The organism is Burkholderia sp. GbtcB21, from assembly GCF_019091065.1.
GTDB lineage: Bacteria > Pseudomonadota > Gammaproteobacteria > Burkholderiales > Burkholderiaceae > Burkholderia > Burkholderia pyrrocinia_C.
Genome location: NZ_JAGXKA010000020.1, coordinates 60,026 through 83,301 on the forward strand (window position 1 = coordinate 60,026; position 23,276 = coordinate 83,301).

General features: G+C 68.0%; 21 protein-coding genes. 15 read left to right on the forward strand and 6 right to left on the reverse strand.

The window, feature by feature from the left end; all coding sequences use genetic code 11:
- Window positions 1-137: 137 nt before the first annotated feature.
- Entirely contained in the window at window positions 138-857 is a 720-nt protein-coding gene (locus tag KVT39_RS31965) for a nitroreductase (RefSeq protein ID WP_207921107.1), read from the reverse strand.
- A gap of 229 nt (window positions 858-1,086) precedes the next feature.
- On the opposite strand from KVT39_RS31965, the gene KVT39_RS31970 reads away from it, so the two are divergent.
- The 10 genes from KVT39_RS31970 to KVT39_RS32015 all read left to right on the forward strand — a co-directional run bounded on the left by KVT39_RS31970 (window position 1,087) and on the right by KVT39_RS32015 (window position 12,420).
- Window positions 1,087-2,067: an AAA family ATPase gene (locus KVT39_RS31970; RefSeq protein WP_034179292.1), complete on the forward strand. Its 981-nt coding sequence runs from the start codon at window positions 1,087-1,089 to the stop codon at window positions 2,065-2,067.
- A 145-nt stretch (window positions 2,068-2,212) separates the two neighbouring features.
- Window positions 2,213-3,322 carry an NAD(P)/FAD-dependent oxidoreductase gene (locus tag KVT39_RS31975; protein WP_175749027.1) on the forward strand — a complete coding sequence of 370 codons (1,110 nt, stop codon included), beginning with the start codon at window positions 2,213-2,215 and terminating at the stop codon, window positions 3,320-3,322.
- Window positions 3,323-3,460: 138 nt separating this feature from the next.
- Entirely contained in the window at window positions 3,461-3,772 is a 312-nt protein-coding gene (locus KVT39_RS31980; protein WP_014895772.1) for a high-potential iron-sulfur protein, read from the forward strand.
- 187 nt (window positions 3,773-3,959) lie between these two features.
- Window positions 3,960-5,267 carry an MFS transporter gene (locus KVT39_RS31985; RefSeq protein ID WP_034179289.1) on the forward strand — a complete coding sequence of 436 codons (1,308 nt, stop codon included), beginning with the start codon at window positions 3,960-3,962 and terminating at the stop codon, window positions 5,265-5,267.
- Window positions 5,268-5,588: 321 nt separating this feature from the next.
- On the forward strand, window positions 5,589-7,217 hold the full coding sequence (locus tag KVT39_RS31990) for an ABC transporter substrate-binding protein (protein ID WP_034179288.1): 1,629 nt from the start codon (window positions 5,589-5,591) through the stop codon (window positions 7,215-7,217).
- 118 nt (window positions 7,218-7,335) lie between these two features.
- The gene (locus KVT39_RS31995; protein WP_034179287.1) at window positions 7,336-8,346 is read left to right on the forward strand and encodes an ABC transporter permease subunit; all 1,011 of its coding nucleotides are present in this window, start codon (window positions 7,336-7,338) and stop codon (window positions 8,344-8,346) included.
- A gap of 4 nt (window positions 8,347-8,350) precedes the next feature.
- Entirely contained in the window at window positions 8,351-9,268 is a 918-nt protein-coding gene (locus tag KVT39_RS32000; protein WP_034179286.1) for an ABC transporter permease subunit, read from the forward strand.
- Window positions 9,269-9,270: 2 nt separating this feature from the next.
- Complete coding sequence (locus KVT39_RS32005) at window positions 9,271-10,269, forward strand: ABC transporter ATP-binding protein (RefSeq protein WP_034179454.1); 999 nt, start codon at window positions 9,271-9,273, stop codon at window positions 10,267-10,269.
- Window positions 10,266-11,282 carry a peptide ABC transporter ATP-binding protein gene (locus KVT39_RS32010; protein WP_034179285.1) on the forward strand — a complete coding sequence of 339 codons (1,017 nt, stop codon included), beginning with the start codon at window positions 10,266-10,268 and terminating at the stop codon, window positions 11,280-11,282. Before KVT39_RS32005 ends, KVT39_RS32010 begins: the two co-directional genes overlap by 4 nt.
- Window positions 11,275-12,420 carry a TraB/GumN family protein gene (locus KVT39_RS32015; RefSeq protein WP_217590958.1) on the forward strand — a complete coding sequence of 382 codons (1,146 nt, stop codon included), beginning with the start codon at window positions 11,275-11,277 and terminating at the stop codon, window positions 12,418-12,420. Before KVT39_RS32010 ends, KVT39_RS32015 begins: the two co-directional genes overlap by 8 nt.
- 559 nt (window positions 12,421-12,979) lie before the next feature.
- On the opposite strand, the gene pxpA is transcribed toward KVT39_RS32015, so the two are convergent.
- Genes pxpA through pxpB form a run of 3 tightly spaced genes read right to left on the reverse strand, consistent with a single transcriptional unit; the run spans window position 12,980 to window position 15,520 of the window.
- Complete coding sequence (pxpA, locus tag KVT39_RS32020) at window positions 12,980-13,744, reverse strand: 5-oxoprolinase subunit PxpA (RefSeq protein ID WP_034179283.1); 765 nt, start codon at window positions 13,742-13,744, stop codon at window positions 12,980-12,982.
- A gap of 55 nt (window positions 13,745-13,799) precedes the next feature.
- Window positions 13,800-14,867: a biotin-dependent carboxyltransferase family protein gene (locus KVT39_RS32025; protein ID WP_217590959.1), complete on the reverse strand. Its 1,068-nt coding sequence runs from the start codon at window positions 14,865-14,867 to the stop codon at window positions 13,800-13,802.
- The gene (gene pxpB, locus KVT39_RS32030; protein ID WP_175749024.1) at window positions 14,864-15,520 is read right to left on the reverse strand and encodes a 5-oxoprolinase subunit PxpB; all 657 of its coding nucleotides are present in this window, start codon (window positions 15,518-15,520) and stop codon (window positions 14,864-14,866) included. Before pxpB ends, KVT39_RS32025 begins: the two co-directional genes overlap by 4 nt.
- A gap of 148 nt (window positions 15,521-15,668) precedes the next feature.
- On the opposite strand from pxpB, the gene KVT39_RS32035 reads away from it, so the two are divergent.
- Window positions 15,669-16,181 carry a winged helix DNA-binding protein gene (locus KVT39_RS32035; RefSeq protein WP_034179280.1) on the forward strand — a complete coding sequence of 171 codons (513 nt, stop codon included), beginning with the start codon at window positions 15,669-15,671 and terminating at the stop codon, window positions 16,179-16,181.
- An 86-nt stretch (window positions 16,182-16,267) separates the two neighbouring features.
- On the opposite strand, the gene KVT39_RS32040 is transcribed toward KVT39_RS32035, so the two are convergent.
- A complete protein-coding gene (locus KVT39_RS32040) occupies window positions 16,268-16,876 on the reverse strand; it encodes a 5-formyltetrahydrofolate cyclo-ligase (RefSeq protein WP_217590960.1) in 609 nt (202 codons plus the stop codon).
- 8 nt (window positions 16,877-16,884) lie between these two features.
- Here KVT39_RS32040 and KVT39_RS32045 point away from each other — a divergent pair, with 8 nt between their 5' ends.
- The 4 genes from KVT39_RS32045 to KVT39_RS32060 all read left to right on the forward strand — a co-directional run bounded on the left by KVT39_RS32045 (window position 16,885) and on the right by KVT39_RS32060 (window position 22,095).
- On the forward strand, window positions 16,885-18,837 hold the full coding sequence (locus KVT39_RS32045) for a lytic transglycosylase domain-containing protein (protein ID WP_034179278.1): 1,953 nt from the start codon (window positions 16,885-16,887) through the stop codon (window positions 18,835-18,837).
- Between the two features lie 348 nt (window positions 18,838-19,185).
- Window positions 19,186-20,145, forward strand: a complete 960-nt coding sequence (locus tag KVT39_RS32050; RefSeq protein WP_105389535.1) for a complex I NDUFA9 subunit family protein — start codon at window positions 19,186-19,188, stop codon at window positions 20,143-20,145.
- A gap of 64 nt (window positions 20,146-20,209) precedes the next feature.
- Entirely contained in the window at window positions 20,210-20,857 is a 648-nt protein-coding gene (locus KVT39_RS32055) for a glutathione S-transferase family protein (RefSeq protein WP_175749021.1), read from the forward strand.
- Window positions 20,854-22,095, forward strand: a complete 1,242-nt coding sequence (locus tag KVT39_RS32060) for a multifunctional CCA addition/repair protein (protein WP_034179275.1) — start codon at window positions 20,854-20,856, stop codon at window positions 22,093-22,095. The genes KVT39_RS32055 and KVT39_RS32060 overlap by 4 nt, the downstream gene beginning before the upstream one ends.
- A 51-nt stretch (window positions 22,096-22,146) precedes the next feature.
- On the opposite strand, the gene KVT39_RS32065 is transcribed toward KVT39_RS32060, so the two are convergent.
- A complete protein-coding gene (locus tag KVT39_RS32065) occupies window positions 22,147-22,947 on the reverse strand; it encodes a helix-turn-helix domain-containing protein (RefSeq protein ID WP_217590961.1) in 801 nt (266 codons plus the stop codon).
- Window positions 22,948-23,276: the final 329 nt, after the last annotated feature.

Below are 23,276 nucleotides of genomic sequence, written 5' to 3' on the forward strand. Positions count from 1 at the left end.
CCGGAAACGCGGAATAGCGGGGAACGGACGCACATCTTACGCCCGATCGATTTCGATCGTGATGTGACAGGACGCGCCGCGACAGGTTCGCCGCGCAATATGGTCCTGTCCGAAAGGTAGGTGCGCGTCATGCATTTTCAAGCGAAAAAGCGTGCGAATTCGGCGACGGGCGCGCGTTCGGTGACGAGGCGGTTCTCGATCGCGTCGGGGTCCGCATGGCCGAGCGACATGCCGCAGACGAATTGTTCGTTGGCGGGAATGCCGAGATGTTCGGCGACGATCCGGTGAAACGGCACGAACGCGGCCTGCGGGCAGGTATCGAGCCCGCGTGCGCGCGCGGCCGTCATCACGCCCTGCAGGAACATCCCGCAATCGAGCCACGCGCCGTACGACATCACGCGATCGAGCGTGAAGAACAATGCGACCGGCGCATCGAAGAAGCGGAAATTGCGCGCGTGCTGCGCGTGCATGCGCGCCTTCTCGTCGCGGCCGATGTTCAACAGCCCGTACAGGTCCCAGCCGACCTTGCGGCGCCGGTCGAGATACGGCGACACCCATTCGCGCGGGTAGTAGTCGTACTCGGCGACGTATTTCTCGTCGCGCGCGGGATCGTCGTGGGCCGCGGTCAGCGCGGCGGCGAGCGCATCGCGCGTGGCGCCTGTCGCAACGTACACGCGCCACGGCTGGATGTTGGTGCCGGACGGCGCGCGGCTCGCGGCTTCGAGGATCGCCTCGAGCGTGTCGCGCGGCACGGGCGTCGGCAGGAACGCGCGGATCGCGCGGCGCGACGTGAGCGCCGCGTCGACGGCGGCGATCGCATCGGCGTCGATGCGCGGGAAAGCGGTGGGGGCGGACATCGGCATACCTTCGGGACGGGGCGCGACGCGCCGCGCGGGCGCCGCCGGCGAAGCCTTGAGGCGGGTGGGTGAACCGACGATCATACGCCGCGCCGTGCAGCCGTGCAGCGCACGCCGGGTGTTAGCAGCAGACTCGCACGGCTGCTTGCTTGCGCGCGGATACGGGCCCGCTACACTGAAATCGTAAGGGTCTGATGGTGGTGTGACAGCAAGCGGCAGCGAGGTTGGTATGACGACGGCGATGGTGAAACAGGAACTGGCGGTGGCGTCCTTCAGCACGGTGTACGACCTCGAGCAGGTCGAGACGGCGCTGAGCGACCTGAACGAGAGCGCGAGCGACGCATTGCGCGCCACCTACGAAAGGATGCTCAAGACGGGGAATCTGCGCTTTTGCGTGAAGCCGAACCGGATGCCGTCGTTCGACGCGCTCGGCGACGCGCTGCCGAATTTCACCGAGCCGCTCGACGACGTGCGCAAGCAGGTCGCGCTGTGCCTCGAAACGGACGACCGGCTCGAACTGATGCCGATCCTGCTGCTCGGGCCGCCCGGCATCGGCAAGACGCATTTCGCGAAGGCGCTCGCGCAACTGCTCGGCACCGCATACCACTACGTGCCGATGAGTTCGCTGACGGCCGGCTGGATCCTGTCGGGTGCGTCGTCGCAATGGAAGAACGCGAAACCCGGCAAGGTGTTCGACGCGCTCGTGAACGGCAGCTATGCGAACCCGGTGATCGCGGTCGACGAGATCGACAAGGCCGGCAGCGATGCGCAATACGATCCGCTCGGCGCGCTGTATGCGTTGCTCGAGCACGACACCGCGCGCGCGTTCGTCGACGAATTCGCGGAAGTGCCGATTGATGCGGGCAACGTGATCTGGGTCGCGACCGCGAACGAAGCGCAGGCGATTCCGGAGCCGCTGCTCAACCGGATGAACGTGTACGAGATCGCGCCGCCCGATGCGGCCGGTGCGCGCCGGATCGCGCAGACGATCTACGACGAGATCCGCACGTCGCACGCATGGGGTCGGCGCTTCCCCGACACGCTCGGCGACGACGCGCTCGACGTGCTGGCCGCGACGCCGCCGCGCACGATGCGCCGCGCGCTGCTGCATGCCTTCGGCGCCGCGCGGCTCGACGGTCGCGACGCGATCGGGCCGCACGACATCCGTGCCGACGAGGGGGCCGCGAAGCGCAGGCCGATCGGCTTCTGAACCGGCGGCGCGCGCACGGCCGAGGTGTGCGCGCCGAATCGTGCGCAGTGTCGTCGCGACGCGGCACACATGCTTTCGGCAGGCTTGCGAACCGGGACGTACAATTCTCTTCTCTCCCCTCGACGCGTTAGCAGCGCGAAACGTCATGGAGCAGATGGATTGTGTGGTGATCGGCGCGGGCGTCGTCGGCCTTGCGATTGCACGCGAACTGGCCGCGCGCGGGCGCGAGACGCTCGTGCTCGAGGCCGCCGACGCGATCGGCACGGGCACGAGCTCGCGCAACAGCGAAGTGATCCACGCGGGGCTCTACTATCCGCGCGGTTCGCTGAAGGCGATGTCGTGCGTGCGCGGTCGCGATCTGCTGTACGAATTCTGCGACACGCATCACGTGCCGTATCGGCGCACGGGCAAGCTGCTGGTCGCGACGAGCGTCGCGCAGGTGAAGCAGTTGAAGGCGATCGCCGCGCGTGCCGCCGAAAACGGCGTGCTCGACCTGCTGCCGCTCACGCGCGTCGAGGCGCAGACGCTCGAGCCCGCGCTCGAATGCGTGGAAGCGCTGTTTTCGCCGTCCACCGGCATCGTCGACAGCCACCAGCTGATGCTCGCGCTGCTCGGCGCCGCGGAACGTGACGGCGCCGTGTGCGCGCTGAAATCCCCGGTCGAGTCGATCGACGTGTTGCGCGGCGGGCGCTTCGTCGTGCGCACGGGCGGCGACACGCCCGCCGAGATCGAGGCCGCCTGCGTGATCAACAGCGCGGGCCTCGGTGCGCAGGCGCTGGCGCGCCGCACGCGCGGCCTCGACCCGCACTGGGTGCCGCCGCTCTATCTCGCGCGCGGCAATTATTTCAGCCTGTCGGGCCGTGCGCCGTTCTCGCATCTCGTCTACCCGATGCCCGACCGCGCGGGGCTCGGCGTACACCTGACGTTCGACCTCGCCGGGCAGGCACGCTTCGGGCCGGACGTCGAATGGGTCGATTCGCTGCGCTACGAAGTCGATCCGGCGCGCGCCCCCGCGTTCTACACGTCGATCCGCGCGTTCTGGCCGGGCCTGCCCGACGGTGCGCTGCAGCCGGCGTACGCGGGCATTCGGCCGAAGGTCGCGGGGCCCGGCGAGCCGCCGGCCGATTTCATCGTGCAGGGCGCCGCGCAGCACGGCGTGCGCGGGCTCGTGAACCTGTTCGGCATCGAGTCGCCGGGGCTCACCGCGTCGCTCGCGCTCGCGCAGCGTGTCGGCGACATGGCCGCATACGGCTGACGCGCCCGTGCGCGTCGCGCCGTGTGAAATCCCTTATCTCCGGCATTTCGGCGCGCACATTTATTCGCTTGGCGGTTATTCTGTCGAACGGCTGTCGCCAGAACAGCTTTCAAACCGATAACGTTGGAGCGAGTCCCCATGAAAACATCCCGTCGGAGTTTCCTGATTTCGAGCGTTGGCGTCGTGTCCGCGCTGGCGCTGTCGCGTGAAGCGCTGGCCGATGCGCCGATGCTGTCGGAAACCGATCCGACCGCGGTGGCGCTCGGCTACAAGGCCGATGCCACGAAGGTCGACAAGACGAAGTACCCGAAATACGCAGCGGGCCAGGATTGCGCGGCCTGCATGCTGTACCAGGGCAAGAAGGGTTCCGCTTCGGGCCCCTGCGGCGCCTTCCCCGGCAAGCAGGTGTCGGCGAAGGGCTGGTGCAGCGCATTCTCGAAGATGGGTTGAGGCCCGTGCGGCATCGTGCGATGCCGCAATGTGGCGAAAACCGCAAAACGCCCGCCGTCGAAAGACGGCGGGCGTTTTTATTGCTTGAAAACGGTTCCGTCGCTTTCTACACTCGCTGCAAACCAGCGCGGCGCGGCACACTGCGCCGCGCCGCCCGACACGGCGAATTCACGAGGATGAGGCACGCATGGCGACGATTGCGAATTCAACGAAAACGATCCGGCCCGAGCGTGCGCTGAATCGGCGCGCGGTCGTGGCCGCCGTGATCGGCAACGCGCTCGAGTGGTACGACTTCACGGTGTTCGGTTTCATGACGGTCGTGATCGCCGAGCTGTTCTTCCCGACCTCCAGCGAATACTCGTCGCTGCTGCTGACCACCGCGACGTTCGGCGTCGCGTTCTTCATGCGCCCGATCGGCGGCATCGTATTCGGGCTGTACGCGGACCGTGCCGGCCGCAAGGCCGCGCTGTCGCTCGTGATCCTGCTGATGACGTTCGGCATCTTCCTGCTCGCGATCGCGCCGCCCTATGCGGCGATCGGCATCGGCGCCCCGATCCTGATCGTGCTCGGCCGCCTGCTGCAGGGCTTCTCCGCGGGCGGCGAATTCGGCAGCGCGACGGCGCTGCTGATCGAGGCCGCGCCGTTCTCGAAACGCGGTTTCTACGGCAGCTGGCAGATGGCGAGCCAGGCGGCCGCGCTGCTGATCGGCGCGCTCGTCGGCGCGGCCGTCACGCGCGGGCTGTCGCACGACGCGCTGCACAGCTGGGGCTGGCGCGTGCCGTTCGTCCTCGGGCTCGTGATCGGCCCGATCGGCTTCTACATCCGCCGCCATCTCGCCGATTCCGAAGCATTCCTGCATGCGCAGCAGAGCGCGCGCCGCGCGACGCTCGGCGAAGTGTTCACGCGCCACCCGCGCGAGGTGCTGTGCGGGCTCGGCTCGGTGATCGCGCTGACGGTGACGATCTACGTGCTGATCAGCTATCTGCCGACCTTCGCGGTGAAGCAGCTGAAGCTGCCGTACTCGGAATCGTTCTACGCGGTGATCGTCGGCAACCTGCTGCTGATGGTGCTGTCGCCGGTCGCGGGCGCGTGGTCGGACCGCATCGGCCGCAAGGGGCTGTCGCTGTGGTCGCTCGCGCTGACGCTCGTGCTGATGTATCCGCTGTTCGCGTGGCTCGACGCGGCGCCGAGCATCGGGCGGCTGATCGCGGTGCAGGCCGTGCTGTCGGTGACGCTCGCAGGCTATTACGGGCCGTTCGGCGCGATGATCGCCGAGCTGTTCCCGGCCAACGTGCGCTCGACCGGGCTGTCGATCGCGTACAACGTCGCGGTGATGCTGTTCGGCGGCTTCGGGCAGTTCATCGTCACGTGGCTGATCAAGGTCACGGGTACGCCGCTGGCGCCGACCTACTACGTGATGGCCGGGCTCGCGCTGTCGATCGTCGCGGTCGCGTTCGTGCCCGCGCGCAGCGCCGACCTCGACGCGCCGGCGTGACGACGTGACAGGGAGAAGACCGTCATCGAATCGTTTCGCAAAACGCAATGATGTGCGGTCAGACACGGGAGACCGCGCGCCGAACCTTCGCATTCGCGCCCGAATTGTTTAGTTGTCGAACGAAACATGCGCGGAATGAACGGAACTGTCGCTCGCGCGCGTTTTCGCATTTTTTACCGGAGCAAGACATCGGCAAAAACCCGTGCGGGCGCGTCTAGAAGAGTTTTTTCTCCAGCTTGTTGCAGAATCGCTAGCTCAAGTAATATCCGCGTACGCCGGACCCTGGCGGGACCGGTTCCGATCTGGAGACCTGGAGGAAACATGGAATACAACCGTCTGTTGCACACCCTGCGTGTTACCGCCATTGCAGGCGTGGCAGCGGCATCGCTCGGCGTCGCGGGCTCTGCATTCGCACAGATCCCGAACAAAACGCTCGTCTACTGCTCAGAAGGCAGCCCGGCGGGTTTTGATTCCGCGCAATTTACGACCGGCGTCGATTTCACCGCCGCCACGTTCACCGTCTACAACCGCCTCGTCGAATTCGAGCGCGGCGGCACCAAGGTCGAGCCGGGCCTCGCCGAGAAGTGGGACGTGTCGTCCGACGGCAAGGTGTACACGTTCCACCTGCGCCACGGCGTGAAGTTCCACACGACCGACTTCTTCAAGCCGACGCGCGAATTCAACGCGGACGACGTGCTGTTCTCGTTCCAGCGCATGCTCGACCCGAACCAGCCGTTCCGCAAGGCGTATCCGGTGTCGTTCCCGTACTTCACCGACATGGGCCTCGACAAGCTGATCACGAAGGTCGAGAAGGTCGATCCGTACACCGTGAAGTTCACGCTGTCCGAGCCGAACGCGCCGTTCATCCAGAACATGGCGATGGAATTCGCGTCGATCCTGTCGGCCGAATACGGCGACCAGCTGATGAAGGCCGGCAAGGCCGCCGACATCAACCAGAAGCCGGTCGGCACGGGCCCGTTCATCTTCCGCAGCTACACGAAGGACGCGACGATCCGATTCGACGGCAATCCTGATTACTGGAAGAAGGGCGAAGTGAAGCTGTCGAAGCTGATCTTCTCGATCACGCCGGACCCGGGCGTGCGCGTGCAGAAGATCAAGCGCAACGAATGCCAGGTGATGAGCTATCCGCGCCCGGCCGACATCGCGACGCTGAAGGCCGACTCGAACGTCGACATGCCGTCGCAGGCGGGCTTCAACCTCGGCTATCTCGCGTACAACGTCGAGCACAAGCCGGTCGACAAGCTCGAAGTGCGTCAGGCGCTCGACATGGCGATCAACAAGAAGGCGATCCTCGAATCCGTCTACCAGGGTGCGGGCCAGGCGGCCAGCGCGCCGATGCCGCCGACCCAATGGTCGTACGACAAGAACCTGAAGATGGCCGCGTACGACACCGCGAAGGCGAAGGCGCTGCTCGCGAAGGCCGGCTATGCGAACGGTTTCGAGATCACGCTGTGGGCGATGCCCGTGCAGCGCGCGTACAACCCGAACGCCCGCCTGATGGCCGAGATGATCCAGGCCGACTGGGCGAAGATCGGCGTGAAGGCGAAGATCGTCACGTACGAATGGGGCGAGTACATCAAGCGCGCGCACGGCGGCGAGCAGGACACGATGCTGATCGGCTGGACCGGCGACAACGGCGATCCGGACAACTGGCTCGGCACGCTGCTCGGCTGCGAGGCGATCAAGGGCAACAACTTCTCGCACTGGTGCTACAAGCCGTTCGACGAGCTGGTCCAGAAGGGCCGCACGACGACGGGCCAGGACGCGCGCACGAAGCTCTACACGCAGGCTCAGCAGATCTTCGCGCAACAGCTGCCGTTCTCGCCGATCGCGAACTCGACGGTCTACCAGCCGGTGCGCAAGAACGTGGTCGACATGCGCATCGAGCCGCTCGGCTATGCGCGCTTCGACGGCGTCGGCGTGAAGTAATACGACCGGCGTAAGCTGTCGTCGTTGAGAAGACCGGCTTGAAATCATCCGGCGGCGGGAGGCCAAAAGCCCCCCGTCGCCGGTCGCACATTTCCCACAAGAAAATACGAGAAGCATCATGCTCCGATTCGTGTTGCGCCGCGTGGGCATGGTGATCCCGACCTTCATCGGCATCACCATCCTCGCGTTCGCGCTGATTCACCTGATACCGGGCGACCCCATCGAAGTGATGATGGGCGAGCGCGGCGTCGATCCCGCCATGCACGCGGAGGCGATGAAACGCCTCGGGCTCGACCAGCCGCTGCCCTTGCAGTACGTCCACTACATCGGCCGTGCGCTGCACGGCGATCTCGGCACGTCGATCATCACCAACACCAGTGTCGCGGGCGAGTTCTTCGCGCGCTTCCCGGCGACCGTCGAGCTGTCGCTGTGCGCGCTCGTGTTCGCGCTCGCCGTCGGCCTGCCGGCCGGCGTGATCGCCGCGCTGCGGCGCGGTTCGGTCATCGACCACGGCGTGATGGGCACCGCGCTCACCGGCTACTCGATGCCGATCTTCTGGTGGGGGCTGATCCTCATCATGGTGTTTTCGTCGTACCTCGGCTGGACGCCCGTGTCGGGGCGCATCGCCGTCGAATACGACTTTCCGCACCCGACGGGCTTCATGCTGATCGACGCGCTGCTCGCGCCGGACGAAGGCTCGTTCAAGTCGGCGGTCAGCCACCTGATCCTGCCCGCGATCGTGCTCGGCACGATCCCGCTCGCGGTGATCGCGCGGATGACGCGCTCGTCGATGCTTGAAGTGCTGCGCGAGGACTACATCCGCACCGCACGCGCGAAGGGGCTGTCGCCCGTGCGCGTGGTGGTCGTGCATGCGCTGCGCAACGCGCTGATCCCGGTCGTCACCGTGATCGGCCTGCAGATCGGCACGCTGCTCGCGGGCGCCGTGCTGACCGAGACGCTCTTTTCGTGGCCCGGTGTCGGCAAGTGGCTGATCGATGCGATCGGCCGCCGCGACTATCCGGTCGTCCAGGGCGGCATCCTGCTGATCGCGACGCTCGTGATCGTCGTGAACCTGGTCGTCGACCTGCTGTACGGCGTGCTGAATCCGCGCATCCGCCACACGAGGTAATTCCATGAGCAATCTGCAAAACACCCTGCCGAGCGAATCCGCGCCGGCCGGCGGCCGTGCGCTCGCGCTGCGCGAGTTCTGGGCCAACTTCTCGCGCAACCGCGGCGCCGTCGGCGCCGGCATCGTCGTGATCGCGCTGATCCTGGTCGCGCTGCTTGCGCCGCTGATCGCGCCGCACAGCCCGGTCGAGCAATACCGCGACTACGTGAAGATCCCGCCCGCATGGCTCGACGGCGGCAACTGGAAATTCATCCTCGGCACCGACGAAGCCGGCCGCGACATTCTTTCGCGGCTGATGTTCGGCGCGCGGATGTCGTTCTGGATCGGCTTCGTGTCGGTCGTGCTCGCGCTGATCCCCGGCATCGTGCTCGGGCTCGTCGCCGCGTTCTTCCAGAAGTGGGCCGACACGCCCGTGATGCGCATCATGGACGTGCTGCTCGCGCTGCCGTCGCTGCTGCTCGCGGTCGCGGTCGTCGCGATCATCGGCCCGGGCCTCACCAACACGATGTTCGCGATCGCGATCGTCGCACTGCCGGCCTACGTGCGCCTCACGCGCGCGTCGGCGCTCGGCGAACTGCAGAAGGAATACGTGACGGCGTCGCGCGTGGCCGGTGCCGGCACGCTGCGCCTGATGTTCTCGCAGGTGCTGCCGAACTGCACGGCGCCGCTGATCGTGCAGGCGACGCTGGGCTTCTCGTCGGCGATCCTCGACGCGGCCGCGCTCGGCTTCCTCGGCCTCGGCGTGCAGCCGCCGACCGCCGAGTGGGGCGCGATGCTCGCATCCGCGCGCGACTACATCGACAACGCATGGTGGATCGTGACGATGCCGGGCCTGTCGATCCTGATTTCGGTGCTCGCGATCAACCTGCTCGGCGACGGGCTGCGCGACGCGCTCGATCCCAAACTGAAGCGGATGGCATGAACATGAGCCAAGATCTTCTGACCATCCGCAATCTCGCGGTGAACTTCAACGGCCTGCCCGCCGTCGACCGGATCAACATGTCGATCGCGCCGGGCGAGGTGGTGGGCGTCGTCGGCGAATCGGGCTCGGGCAAGAGCGTGACGATGATGGCGCTGATGGGCCTGATCGACGCGCCGGGCAAGGTGACGGCCGACGAGGTCACGTTCAACGGCGTCGACCTGCTGAAGGCGTCGGCGAAGGCGCGCCGCAAGATCGTCGGCAAGGACATCGCGATGGTGTTCCAGGACGCGCTGACGAGCCTGAACCCGAGCTATACGGTCGGCTACCAGATCAAGGAGGTGCTGAAGCTGCACGAAGGCCTGCGCGGCGACGCGCTGCACCGGCGCGCGCTCGAACTGCTCGACCAGGTCGGCATTCCCGATGCGAAGAACCGCATCGCGTCGTTCCCGCACCAGATGTCGGGCGGGATGAACCAGCGCGTGATGATCGCGATGGCCGTCGCGTGCAACCCGAAGCTGCTGATCGCCGACGAGCCGACCACCGCGCTCGACGTGACGATCCAGGCGCAGATCATGGATCTGCTGGTGAAGCTGCAGAAGGAGCGCGGGATGGCGCTCGTGCTGATCTCGCACGACCTGGCCGTGGTGTCGGAGGTCGCGCAGCGCGTCGCGGTGATGTACGCGGGCGAGATCATCGAGACCAACAGCGTGCCCGAGATCTTCCGCACGCCGCATCATCCGTACACCGAAGCGCTGCTCGCGGCGATTCCCGAGCACAATAAGGGGGCGCGTCGCCTTGCCGCATTGCCCGGCATGGTGCCGGGCCGCGATGATCGCCCGTCCGGGTGCCTGTTCGCGCCGCGCTGCAAGTACGTGGTCGACGATTGCCGCAAGGCGCGGCCGGCGCTCGACACGCTGGTGTCCGGCAACGATGCGATGCGCGCACGCTGCATCAAGCCGCTCCATGTTTCCAACCTCGACCTGACGGGAGGCGCACGATGAACGCAGTCCACGAAACGCGCGCCACGCCGCACGACGACGACGTCGTACTGGTCGCCGACCAGCTCGCGAAACACTACACGGTGAAGCGCGGCATGTTCGGCCAGGGTACGGTGAAGGCGCTCAACGGCGTGTCGTTTTCGCTGAAGCGCGGCAAGACGCTCGCCGTCGTCGGCGAATCCGGTTGCGGGAAGTCGACGCTCGCGCGGCAGCTGACGATGATCGAGACGCCGACGTCCGGCCACCTGTCGATCGACGGCAAGGACGTCGCGGGCGCGGACCGCCACCGGGTCGCCGACCTGCGCCGCCGCGTGCAGATGGTGTTCCAGAACCCGTTCGCGTCGCTCAACCCGCGCAAGACCGTCGAGCAGACGCTCTCCGAGCCGCTCGAGATCAACGCGAACCTGACGGCCGCCGAGCGCGCGCAGCGCATCGCGCAGATCATGCGCACGGTCGGCCTGCGGCCCGAGCACGCGAAGCGTTATCCGCACATGTTCTCGGGCGGCCAGCGGCAGCGTGTCGCGATCGCGCGCGCGATGATCCTCGATCCGCGGATCGTCGTCGCCGACGAGCCGGTGTCCGCGCTCGACGTGTCGATCCAGGCGCAGATCCTGAACCTGTTCATGGATCTGCAGGAGCAGTTCAAGACGAGCTACGTGTTCATCTCGCACAACCTGTCGGTGGTCGAGCATGTCGCGGACGACGTGATGGTGATGTACTTCGGCAGCGTGGCCGAGCTCGGCGACAAGGAGACGATCTATGCGCGGCCGCGCCATCCGTACACGCGCGCGCTGATGTCGGCGACGCCGGCGATCTTCGAGGAAGACCGCCGCGTGCAGATCAAGCTGCAGGGCGAACTGCCGTCGCCGCTCAATCCGCCGTCGGGCTGCGCGTTCCACCAGCGCTGCCCGTATGCGGTCGAGCGCTGCCGTGTCGAGGAGCCGCAGCTGCGCGAGGTCGACGGACGGCGCGTGGCCTGCCATCGCGCCGAGGAGGTAGGGGAGGCGAATGCCTGAAGCGTTGGCGGCGCGCGTGTCCGGCGCGCGCCGTTCGGGGGCAAGCAGCGCGTGCGTGATGCGCGCGTACCGCTGCGCGCGGCGCTGGAGCGTGCGCACCGTTACGGGCGCGGCGCTGGCCGGCGCGTGCGTGGCAGCCAGCCTCGCGGTTCCCGTCGAGGCCGCGCGCGCCGAAGGGCGCGCGCCGGCCACTTCGCCGATTCATCCGTCGCAAGTCCCGCCGCCCGGCATGAGCCTGCCGGGCTTTCACGCGCCTGCCGTGTCGAACGGCACGGTCGCGAGCGGCGCGGTGCGCGTGCAGCCCGCGCGCATGCCGTTCTACGTCGCGACCAGGGGCAAGGTCACGCTCTACGTGCTCGGCACGCTGCACACGGGCGACCCGTCCGACTACCCGAGCGCGCAGCCGTTCCGGCCGCGCATCCTCGCGGCGCTCGCCGCGTCGCCGACGCTCGCGCTCGAACTGTCGCCCGACGACCTGCTCGAATCGCAGGACGACGTGTCGAAGTACGGCGTGTGCCGCTACCCGTGCCTGCAGCGCCTGCTGCCCGAGCCGCTATGGCAGCGGCTCGCGGCGCGCCTGCGCGGCAACCCGGCCGCGCTCGCCGAGATCCGCAAGATGCGGCCGTGGCTCGCAGCGCTCGTCGTCGAGACCTACGATTCGCTGTCGGCCGGCCTGCAGACCGAATACGGCACCGAGGCGCAACTGCAGAACGTGTTCCTGAAGAAGAAGGGCGGCCGCGTGATCGGGCTCGAGACGCTCGCCGAACAGATGCGCGCGTTCACCGGGCTGACGCTGGCCGAGCAGCGCGAGATGCTCGCGCAGGACATGGTGCAGACACCCGCGCAGAACGCGGACGACATCAAGGCGCTGCACCGGCTGTGGCGAATTGGCGACGCCGACGCGATCTCGGCGTGGGCCGTCGCGAAGAGCGAGCGGCTCGCGCGTTCGAAGGCGTTGTCGGCGTCGATCGACAACAAGATCCTGTACGAGCGCAACCGGCGCTTCGTTGCACGGATGACGGCAATCGCCGCGCCGAACCGGCCGCTGTTCGTCGCGATCGGCGCGCTGCATCTGGGCGGCTCGCGCGGCGTGCTCGAATTGTTGCGCCAGCAAGGATACCGGGTCGACGCGAACTGATCGCGCCCGGCGGCATGCACCGATCTTCCCCTGTTTGATTGCCATCGCGCGCACGTCGCGAGGCGCCGGTGCGGCCGCGGCAATCGATAAGGAAAACCCTTGAATCGTCGGAAAATAGCGTTTGAAACGATTGACATCCTGTTCTGCCAATATCTATTCTTCACCCCACAAGTTGAAAAAATGAAAAGAATAGATAAGTTCTACGGGGTAGCAGAAATAAAGCGCGGGGTTAGCGTTGCCGGCACGTGAAGCGCGTGCCGGCCGCGGAGTGTCTGCATGCACGGCGGGGCCAATCATCGTCGGACACAACAAATGCATGCGGGCCGACTTGCAGATAAGCAACGTTCCGTCGTCTGACCGGGGAATGCAGTGATCGGGCGATGGCGGACGTTTTTTAATCCGGAATGTTTTTCCGGTCACCGTCGAAAGACGGTTTCGGGGGGCGAATCGACAGACGGCGAAGCCGCGGCGATTGCGCCAACGTAAAAGCGCCACGAGGGCGCTTTTTTCTTTTGGGCGACGGATGCGTGCAATGCACGTGTCACGCGACGGATACGCGTCACGCGCCTTCGTCGGCCTGTAGCGCGCCAGGTGCCACGACGTCGACACCCGCCGCCTCGAGCGCCGCGCGGATCCGCTTCGCGAACGCCAGCGCATGCGGCCCGTCGCCGTGCAGGCAGACGGTCTGCGCGTTCAGCGGCACCCATTCGCCGCTCAATGCACGCACGTGCCGGTTGCGCACCATGTCGAGCGTGCGCGCGAGCACTGCCTCTTCGTCGTCGATCAGCGCGCCGGGCTGGCTGCGCGGCACGAGCGAGCCGTCGGCGCGGTAGCCGCGATCGGCGAACACTTCCTCCACCGCGGCGAGCCCCGCCTGCCGCGCGGCCGCGACGAACACGCTGTTCGCGAGCCCGAACACCGCGAGCGACGGATCGAAATCGTGGATCGCGGACACCACCGCATCGGCGATCATCGGGTCGCGCGCGGCCTGGTTGTACAGCGCGCCGTGCGGCTTCACATGCGCGATGCGGCCGCCTTCGGCCTGCGCGATCGCCGACAGCGCGCCGAGCTGGTACAGCACGCCGGCGTAGATGTCGCCGGCCGGCAGCTGCATTTCCTTGCGGCCGAAATTCTCCGGATCGTGAAAGCTCGGGTGCGCGCCGATCGACACGCCTTTCTGCACGGACCAGCGCACGCAGTCGCGCATCGCATTGGCGCCGCCCGCGTGCCAGCCGCATGCGATGTTCGCCGACGTGACGAGGTCGAGCAGCGCCTCGTCCGATCCGCATCCTTCGCCGAGATCGGCATTCAGATCGATTTCCATGATGTTCCTCGTCCACTGATTGCGTGGCGCGTCTTCCGTACCGCTTCCGCCATTGTCACGCCGCGCGCGATTGGGCGCGGCGGCGCGCTTCCTCGCGCATGTCGATCGCGATGTCGATCTGCCGCAGATACGCGCGTTCCGCGGCGAGGGCGGCACGTGCCGCGTCGGGTGTCGTGCGCACGAAGCGGATCGGCAGGTTGAGCCGCGCCTGTGCGAGCTTCCACAGGTCGGCGCGGATCACCGTGCCGATCTTCGGATAGCCGCCGGTGGTCTGCGCGTCGTGCATCAGCACGATCGGCTGGCCGTTCGGCGGCACCTGGATCGTGCCGGGCAGCACCGCGTGCGACAGCAGCTCGGCCGGCCGCTCGCGCACGAGCTCGGCGCCGGCGAGGCGATAGCCCATCCGGTTGCTGTTCGCGGTGACGAGCCATTCGTCGTCCCAGAACGCCTGCTGCGAATCGGCCGCGAACGACGCGTAGTCGGGGCCCGGCAGCACGCGCACGGGCATCGCCCACGGCGCATGCGCGGGGCGGTGGCGGCGCGGCGGCTCGTCGACGCGCCCGAACGCGCACCACGCGGGCGCCTTCACGCCGAATTCGGGCGCGTCGGCCGCGAGGCAGCCCGCGCCGGCCGGCGGCACGCCGACCGGGAGCCGATCGCCGTCGCGCAGCGTGCGGCCGCCGAGGCCGCCGAAGCGCGACGCGAGATCGGTGCTGCGCGAGCCGAGCATCGGCAGCACGTCGATGCCGCCCGCGATGCACAGGTAGCCGCGCATCCCGCGTTTCGCGGCCGGCAGCACGAGCATCTGCCCGGCTTCGACCGGCAGGCTCCACCACGAATGCACGCGCCGGCCGTCGAGCGTCGCGCCGAACTCGGTGCCGGTGATCGCGATGCGGGTGGCGCGCGTGAAGCGGAATGCGGTCGGGCCGATCGTGATCTCGACGGCCGCCGCGTCGGGGCGGTTGCCGACGAGCCGGTTGCCGACCTCGAGCGCGAGGCCGTCGAGCGCGCCGCCCTGCGCGACGCCGAGATGGCGCGCGCCGCGCCGCCCGAGATCCTGCACGGTCGACAGCGGGCCGGCCCGCACCACCTCGATGGTGCCCGGTGCGTTGCTCTGGGTCATCGTGCGTCGACTCCTGCAATGGTGAAGCGCACGCGGTCGCCGGGCAGCAGCAGCGTCGGCTGCGGCCGCGTCGGATCGAACAGCACCTGCGACGTGCGGCCGATCAGCTGCCAGCCGCCGGGCGACGTGGCCGGGTAGATGCCCGTCTGCGCGCCGCCGATGCCGACCGAGCCGGCCGGCACCTCGAGGCGCGGCGCAGCGCGGCGCGGCGTATGCAGCGACGCGTCGAGGCCGCCGAGATACGCGAAACCCGGCTGGAAGCCGATGAAGAACACGACGTATTCGCCGGCCGCGTGGCGCGCGACGACCTCGTCGGCCGACAGGCCCGTGTGCGCGGCGACGGCCGCCAGATCGGGGCCGGCGGCACCGCCGTACTCGACCGGGATCTCGACGTCGCGGCCGTCCGCGTGCTCGACGTCGGCGGTCTCCCACGCGTCGCGCAGCGCCGGCGTGAGCGACTCGGCCGTCGCGGCGAGCGGGTCGAACACGATGGTCAGGTTGTTCATGCCCGGCACGACGTCGATCACGTCGGGCCACGCGCGCGCGGTCTCGGCAACGGCCCAGACGCGGCGCTGGCAATCGAGCGTGGCGGGCGGCGGCACCTCGCAGACGAGGGCGGCATCGCCGAGCGGATAAAAACGGGGTTGCGTCATCGGACTGGCACGGTTCGGACGGCAATGTTAGCGCACATTGTCAACAAAATATCGACAACTTACCAATAAGCGTTTTCGCCTAGCCCGTATACAGGGGCTTCTGACGTACACTCGGCACACCCTGACATCCTGCTTGCGCCGCCTTTCCATGAAGCGTTCTCCGACCAAGATCGTGTCATCCGAACACCTCGTTTCCGACTCGAGCGCGGAGCTGTCGGAGCTCGAATACGGGCTCATCATGGCCGGCAACGCGTTCAACCGCTGGATGGTGCGCTGCATGTCGGCGGCCGGCGCGAAGGACATGACGGCGGTCGAGGTGTCGCTGCTGCATCACGTGAGCCATCGCGAACGCAAGAAGAAGCTCGCCGACATCTGCTTCGTGCTCAATATCGAGGATACGCACGTCGCGACCTATGCGCTGAAAAAACTGATCGCGCGCGGCTACGTGAAGAGCGAGAAAAACGGCAAGGAAGTGTTCTTCTTCGCGACCGACGCGGGCCGCGACCTGTGCCTGAAGTATCGCGAGGTGCGCGAGCACTGCCTGATCGAGACGCTGAAGGACAGCGGGCTCACCAACGAGCAGATCGGCGACGCGGCGCAGTTGCTGCGCCACGCATCGGGCCTGTACGACACGGCCGCGCGCGCGGCGGCGTCGTTGTAAACGTCGCTGTAAACGATTGCGGAAAGTGTTGCGCGCGGCGTTGCGCTGACGGGCGTGCGGCGACGGCCGTGGCGCCGCGCGCCGCGTCATCCGGCGGCCGGGTAGAGCGCGCCGTCGGTCACGATCCAGCGCAGCGCGAGATCGTGCGCTTCGGCCGGCAGCGCGTCGACGCGGCACGCTTCATACGCGATGCCGACCGTCACCGGCAGCGTGTCGCCCGGCCACGCGGCGAGCGTGCGATCGTAGTAGCCGCCGCCGTAGCCGAGCCGGTAGCGCTGCGGATCGAATCCCACGCAGGGAATCAGCAGCAGGTCGGGCACGACGACGATTCCCGCCGCCGGTTCCGGAATCCGGTGATGACCTTCGCGCATCGGCGTGTGTGCGTCCCACGCATGGAACGCGAGCGGCGTGTGCCGCTCGCCGATCACGGGCAGCGCGGCGCGCCGGCCGGTGCCTGCCGCACACCATGAGAGCACCGCATCGCGCGCATCGAATTCGCCCGGCAGCGGCCAGTAGAACCCGACCGTGCGCGGCGCGAGCCGGTCGAGCAGCGTGCGCAGCCGCGCGTCGAGCGCGGCGTTCGCGGCGGGCTGCGACGCGGCGTCGCGACGCGCGCCGGACAGCGTTTTGCGCAGTGCAGCCTTCGGGTTCGGCACAGGGTGGCGTGCTATGCTTTCGCTCAATTCGTGCTCCATTCAAAACGATGTCGAACAGCCTTTTCCGAGTATATCGCGCGGTCGCGCTGACGCTTTCGGCGGCCGCGCTGGTCGCGGGCACGGCCGCGTGCGCCGCGCCGGGCGACGACACGGTCGCCGGGGATGACCAGATCTTCGTGCAGCTTCGCGAAGCCGCACGCCGCAACGACGCCGCGAAAGCCGCGCAGCTTGCGTCGATGATCCCGAACTATCCGGTCCCGTCCTACGTCGAGTATTTCCAGATCAAGCCGCAGCTGTTCGATTCGACGGGCCGTGCGCGCGTCGACGCGCCGGACGCGCCGGTGCAGTCGTTCCTGCAGCGCTACGACGGCCAGGCGATCGCCGACCGCCTGCGCAACGACTACCTGCTCGTGCTCGGCGCGCGCCACGACTGGCGCAGCTTCGACGATCAATACAAGCGCTTCGTGCTCGACGACGACACGCAGGTCAGGTGCTACGCGCTCGAATCGCGCGCGGCGCGCGGCGAGAACGTCGCCGATGCGGCGCGCGCGCTGCTCGTCGAGCCGAAGAATTACGGCGACGCTTGCGTCGACCTGATCACCGCGCTCACGGTCAACCAGCAGTTCACGAGCGACGACGTGTGGCAGCAGGCGCGCCTCGCGTACGAGCAGAACTACACGACGCTCGGCGGCAAGATCGTCGACGCGCTCGGCCCGCGCCCGGTCGCCTTCGACCAGGCGACGAGCGCGCCGCCGCTGTTCCTCGCGCGCGGCGTCGGCCCCGACGCGACGTCGCACCAGCTCGCGCTGATCGCGCTCGGCCGCATGGCGCGCAACGATCCGGACGCGGCCGCCGGGATGCTGACGTCGGTCGCCGGCTCGCTCACGAAACAGGAGCAGGCGATCGCATGGGGCGCGATCGGTTACCAGGGCGCGATCAAGCGCTCGCCGCTCGCGTCGGTCTGGTACGCGAAATCCGCGAACGCGCCGCTGTCGAACCCGGGCTACGAATGGCGCACGCGCGCCGCGCTGCTCGCCGGCAACTGGCCGATGGTGCGCTGGTCGATCGAGCAGATGCCGCCGTCGCTGCGCAGCGATCCGGCGTGGATCTACTGGCATGCGCGCGCGCTCAAGCAGAGCGGCGACACGCTGCAGGCGAACCAGGAATTCGAGCAGGTCGCGGGCCAGTTCAACTTCTACGGGCAGCTCGCCGGCGAAGAGCTCGGCCAGCGCACGACGGTCCCGCCGCGCACGAAGGTGAGCGACGCCGAGATCGACGCGATGGGCAAGATTCCGGGCTTCGCGCTCGCGCAGCGCTTCTACGCGCTGAACCTGCGCCTCGAAGGCAACCGCGAATGGAACTGGCCGCTGCGCGGGATGACCGATCGCCAGCTGCTCGCGGCCGCCGAGTACGGCAAGCGCGTCGAGCTGCTCGACCGCACGGTCAACACGGCCGACCGCACGAAGGCCGAGCACGACTTCACGCTGCGCTACCCGTCGCCGTACCGCAACATCGTCGAGCGCTATGCGCAGTCGACGGGCCTCGACATCGAATGGGCGTACGGGCTGATCCGCCAGGAGTCGCGCTTCATCACGAGCGCGCGTTCGTCGGTGGGTGCGGGCGGCCTGATGCAGCTGATGCCGGCCACCGCCCAGCTCGTCGCGAAGAAGCTCGGCATGGGCACGATCACGCGCGCGCAGATGCACGACATCGATACCAACATCCAGCTCGGCACCTGGTATCTGGCGGACATCTACAACAACTTCGACAGCTCGCCGGTGCTGGCCACCGCCGGCTACAACGCGGGCCCGGGCCGGCCGCGCCAGTGGCGCCAGGTGTTGACGCAGCCGGTCGAAGGCGCGATCTTCGCAGAGACGATTCCGTTCAACGAGACGCGCGACTACGTGAAGAACGTGCTGTCGAATACCGTCTACTACGCGGCGCTCTTCGAGGGCAAACCGCAGTCGTTGAAGAAACGTCTAGGCATGATCTCGCCCTGATCCGCAATCTTCACACTGCCGCGCGAGACGCGGCAGTGTTCTTAAGGGCCTGTTCACGCTAATAACGGACTTGCGAACGTGCCTTGCCGGCTGCGGTGCAAGAAGCAAGGAGGCGCCGTTTGACCGAGCCGGACAAGCGACGCGCGACGCCGCAATGCGGCCGGCAAGGCACGTTCCCCTGACCGGGAAAAAGTCATGAATGGGGCTGGCCGCCAGAAGGGCCGATCGCTGCGTCATGCTCCTTGCGAATACGTCGAGTATTCGCTTCGTCGCAGTCCTTGCGCTCGGCCCTTCTGGCGGCCAGCGAAAGTCCGTTATTAGCGTGAACAGGCCCTAGGAGTGTCGAACATGGATCGTCAGACCGTCGCGCTGCTGGGCGGCACCGGCTTCATCGGCAGCCGGCTCGTCAATGCGCTGATCGACGCCGGCAAGCAGGTACGGATCGGCACGCGGCGGCGCGACCACGCGCGCCATCTGCAGATGCTGCCGGTCGAGATCGTCGAGCTCGAAGCGCTCGACACGCGCACGCTCGCGCGCTTCGTCGCCGGCGCGCACGCGGCGATCAATCTGGTCGGCGTGCTGCACGGCGGCCGCGGCACGCCGTACGGGCCCGGCTTCGAGCGCGCGCACGTCGCGCTGCCGGCCGCGCTCGCGAGCGCGTGCACCGAGGTCGGCGTGCGGCGCCTGCTGCACATGAGCGCGCTCGGCGCCGATTCGCACGGCGCGAGCATGTACCAGCGCTCGAAGGGCGACGGCGAAGCGGCGCTGCATGCGATCGCGGCGACCGATTCGCTCGAGCTGACGATCTTCCGCCCGTCGGTCGTGTTCGGCCCCGGCGACTCATTCCTCAATACGTTCGCGAACCTGCAGCGCACGGTGCCCGTGCTGCCGCTCGCGATGCCCGACGCGCGCTTCCAGCCGGTGTTCGTCGGCGATGTCGTGCGCGCGTTCGTCAACACGCTCGATCTCGCGGCCGCGCACGGCAAGACCTACGAGCTCGGCGGCCCGACCGTCTATACGCTCGAGCAGCTGGTGCGCTATTGCGGCACACTGGTCGGCCGGCAGGCACGCATCGTGCGGCTGCCCGACGCGCTCGCGCGGCTGCAGGCAAGCGTGTTCGAGTGCCTGCCCGGCGAACCGGTACTCACGCGCGACAATCTCGCGTCGATGTCGGTGCCGAACGTGCTGTCGGGGCCGCTCGCGCCGGAACTCGGGATCTCGCCCGCGAGTCTCGAAAGCATTGCGCCCGCGTATCTCGGCAAGGCCGCGGAGCGGTCGCGGTTCGACTGGTTCCGCTCGCGCCGCTAGGCGCGGCCGGGATGCCGTCGTTCAGCCTCTTCCTTTCCACCTTCGCGTTTTCCGGAACACCGTCATGAAACTCGTCATTGGAGACAAGAACTACTCGTCGTGGTCGATGCGCCCGTGGCTGCTGCTCGTGCATTTCGGCATCCCGTTCGACGAGATCGCGGTCGAGCTGCGCCGCGACGACACGGCCGCGCGCATCCTCGAGTATTCGCCGTCCGGCAAGGTGCCGTGCCTGATCGACGACCACGGCGTCGCGATCTGGGATTCGCTCGCGATCGCCGAGACGCTCGCCGAGCGCTATCCGCAGTTCCCGATGTGGCCGGCCGATCCGCTCGAACGCGCGCATGCACGCTGCATCGCGGCCGAGATGCATTCGGGCTTCGCGGCGCTGCGCACGCAGATGGGCATGAACGTGCGCGCGTCGATGCCGGGGCGCGGCGCGACGCCCGACGCGCTCGCCGATGTCGCGCGCATCGACGCGCTGTGGAGCGCGTGCCTCGAGGCGTCGGGCGGGCCGTTCCTGTTCGGCGAGTTCGGGATCGCCGATGCGATGTATGCGCCCGTCGTGATGCGCTTCAACACGTACGAGCCGGGCCTGTCGCCGGACGCGGCCGGCTACGCGGCGCGCGTGACGGCGCTGCCGGCGGTGCAGCGGTGGATCGACGCGGCGCGCCGCGAGACCAACGTGATCGCCGAATACGAGCCGCAGCCATGAACATCTACGCAGTAGGCGGTGCGATCCGCGACGAATTGCTCGGCGTGCCCGTGCAGGACCGCGACTACGTGGTGGTGGGCGCGACGCCCGAGCAGATGGCCGCGCAGGGCTTCCGGCCGGTCGGCAAGGATTTTCCGGTGTTCCTGCATCCGCACACGCAGGAGGAATACGCGCTGGCGCGCACCGAGCGCAAGACGGCGGCCGGCTATCACGGCTTCCAGTTCCATTACGCGCCGGACGTGACGCTCGACGAGGATCTCGCGCGGCGCGACCTGACGATCAACGCGATGGCGCGCGAGGTGAGCCCGGAGGGCGCGCTGGTCGGGCCCGTGATCGACCCGTTCGACGGGCAGGCCGACCTGCGCGCGCGCGTGTTCCGGCACGTGAGCGACGCGTTCGTCGAGGATCCGGTGCGGATCCTGCGGATTGCGCGCTTCGCCGCGCGGTTCGCGGATTTCACGGTCGCCGACGAAACGCTCGCGCTGATGCGGCGGATGGTCGACGCAGGCGAGGCCGACGCGTTGGTGCCCGAGCGCGTGTGGCAGGAAATCGCGCGCGGGCTGATGGAGGCGAAGCCGTCGCGGATGTTCGCGGTGCTGCGCGACTGCGGCGCGCTCGCGCGCGTCCTGCCCGAGGTCGATGCGCTGTGGGGCGTGCCGCAGCGCGCCGACTATCACCCGGAAGTCGATACGGGCGTGCACGTGATGATGGTCGTCGACTACGCGGCGAAGCAGGGCTATTCGCTGCCGGTGCGCTTCGCGGCGCTCACGCACGATCTCGGCAAGGCGACGACGCCGGCGGACGTGCTGCCGCGCCACGTCGGCCACGAGGGCCGCAGCGTCGACCTGCTCAAGCCGTTGTGCGAGCGGCTGCGCGTGCCGAACGATTGCCGCGATCTGGCGCTCGTGGTCGCGCGCGAGCACGGCAACCTGCATCGCGTGATGGAGATGGGCGCGGCCGCGCTGGTACGGCTGTTCGAGCGCAGCGACGCGCTGCGCAAGCCGGCGCGTTTCGCCGAGATGCTGCAGGCCTGCGAATCGGATGCGCGCGGGCGGCTCGGGCTCGACGCGCAGCCGTATCCGCAGGCCGAGCGGCTGCGCGTGGCGCTCGCGGCCGCGCGCAGTGTCGATGCCGGCGCGATCGCGCGCGGCATCGGCAACGAGGCGGAGAAGATCAAGGATGCCGTGCATCGCGCGCGGATCCAGGCCGTCGCGCAGGCGCTCGCGATCGGCGAATAAGGCGGCAGGTATGACGGCGGCGGGCGGTGGGCGGCGCGCGGCCGCCAGCCGTTACGGCTTCTTGCGCGCGGCTGCCTTGCGCGCCGGGGTTGCGGCGGCCGGACGTTTGCCGACCGATGCGCGCGGCTTGGCCGCAGCCTTCTTTTCCGCCGCGCCGGCCGGCCGTGCCGGATCGGCGTCGCGGCCGCGTTTCGGCGCCGGCTCGCGGCGGCTCGCGCGCGGCTCGCCCGGCGCAATGCGCACGCCGGGCTCGGGCTGCCTGATTTCCATCGTCGCGGACACGAATTCGGCGCAACTGTCGTCGAACAGCGGCAGCGTGCCGACCACGATCAGTTCGGCGGGCCCGTCGCCCACGTTGGCGACGCGATGCCGCTTGCGCGCGTCGAAGTGCAGCGAGTCGCCGGGCGCCAGCGGGTAATCCTTCTTGCCTACCGTATAGCAGATGCGGCCGGTCAGCACGTAGACGAATTCGTCGCCGCCGTGCGACACCCATTCCGAGCGGTAGCCTTCCATCATCTGCACCTTGACTGCGTTGATCTGGCTGCCGTCGAACGTGGTGGACAGCCGTTCGTACCACTGCGACGCGCTGTCGACCGCGTACGGCTTGCGGCTGCCTTCGTGCGAATCGGGCTGCGCCTGGCGCGGCTGGTCGATCAGCGCGCCGAGCGGCACGTCCAGCGCCTTCGCGACATTGACGAGCGACGACAGCGAGATGCCCGTGAGATGGCGCTCGACCTGCGACAGGAACCCGACCGACAGCTTCGCTTCGGTCGCGACTTCCAGCAGCGTCTTCTTCGCTTCCCGGCGCAGGCGGCGAATGCGCTGGCCGATACGCATGATGTCTGAATCCATGAATCTCTTTCGTGGCAACGAGTCGGGAGGCGAGCGGAGGGGTGGTGCAGTCGCCGGGACGTTGCTTTCCGCGCATCGCACGAAGCACGGCCGTCGGGACGACGATGCCGGCGCATTGTACCGCGCGGTGTCGCCGGGCGAGGCCACGCTGCGCCTGCGTGCGGAACCGTGCCGCCGATTTTAGTCCTACGAAAATTTTGGCTTGACCTCAATTTCAGCGTGCTCTAGATTCTGTCGCGCGCATCAAACAAAGTTAAGTGAGACAAAAATTTCCGCGGACCTGCCGCTGGCACTGCACAGCGGCCCGGCGGCGTGCAGTGCCGCGCGTC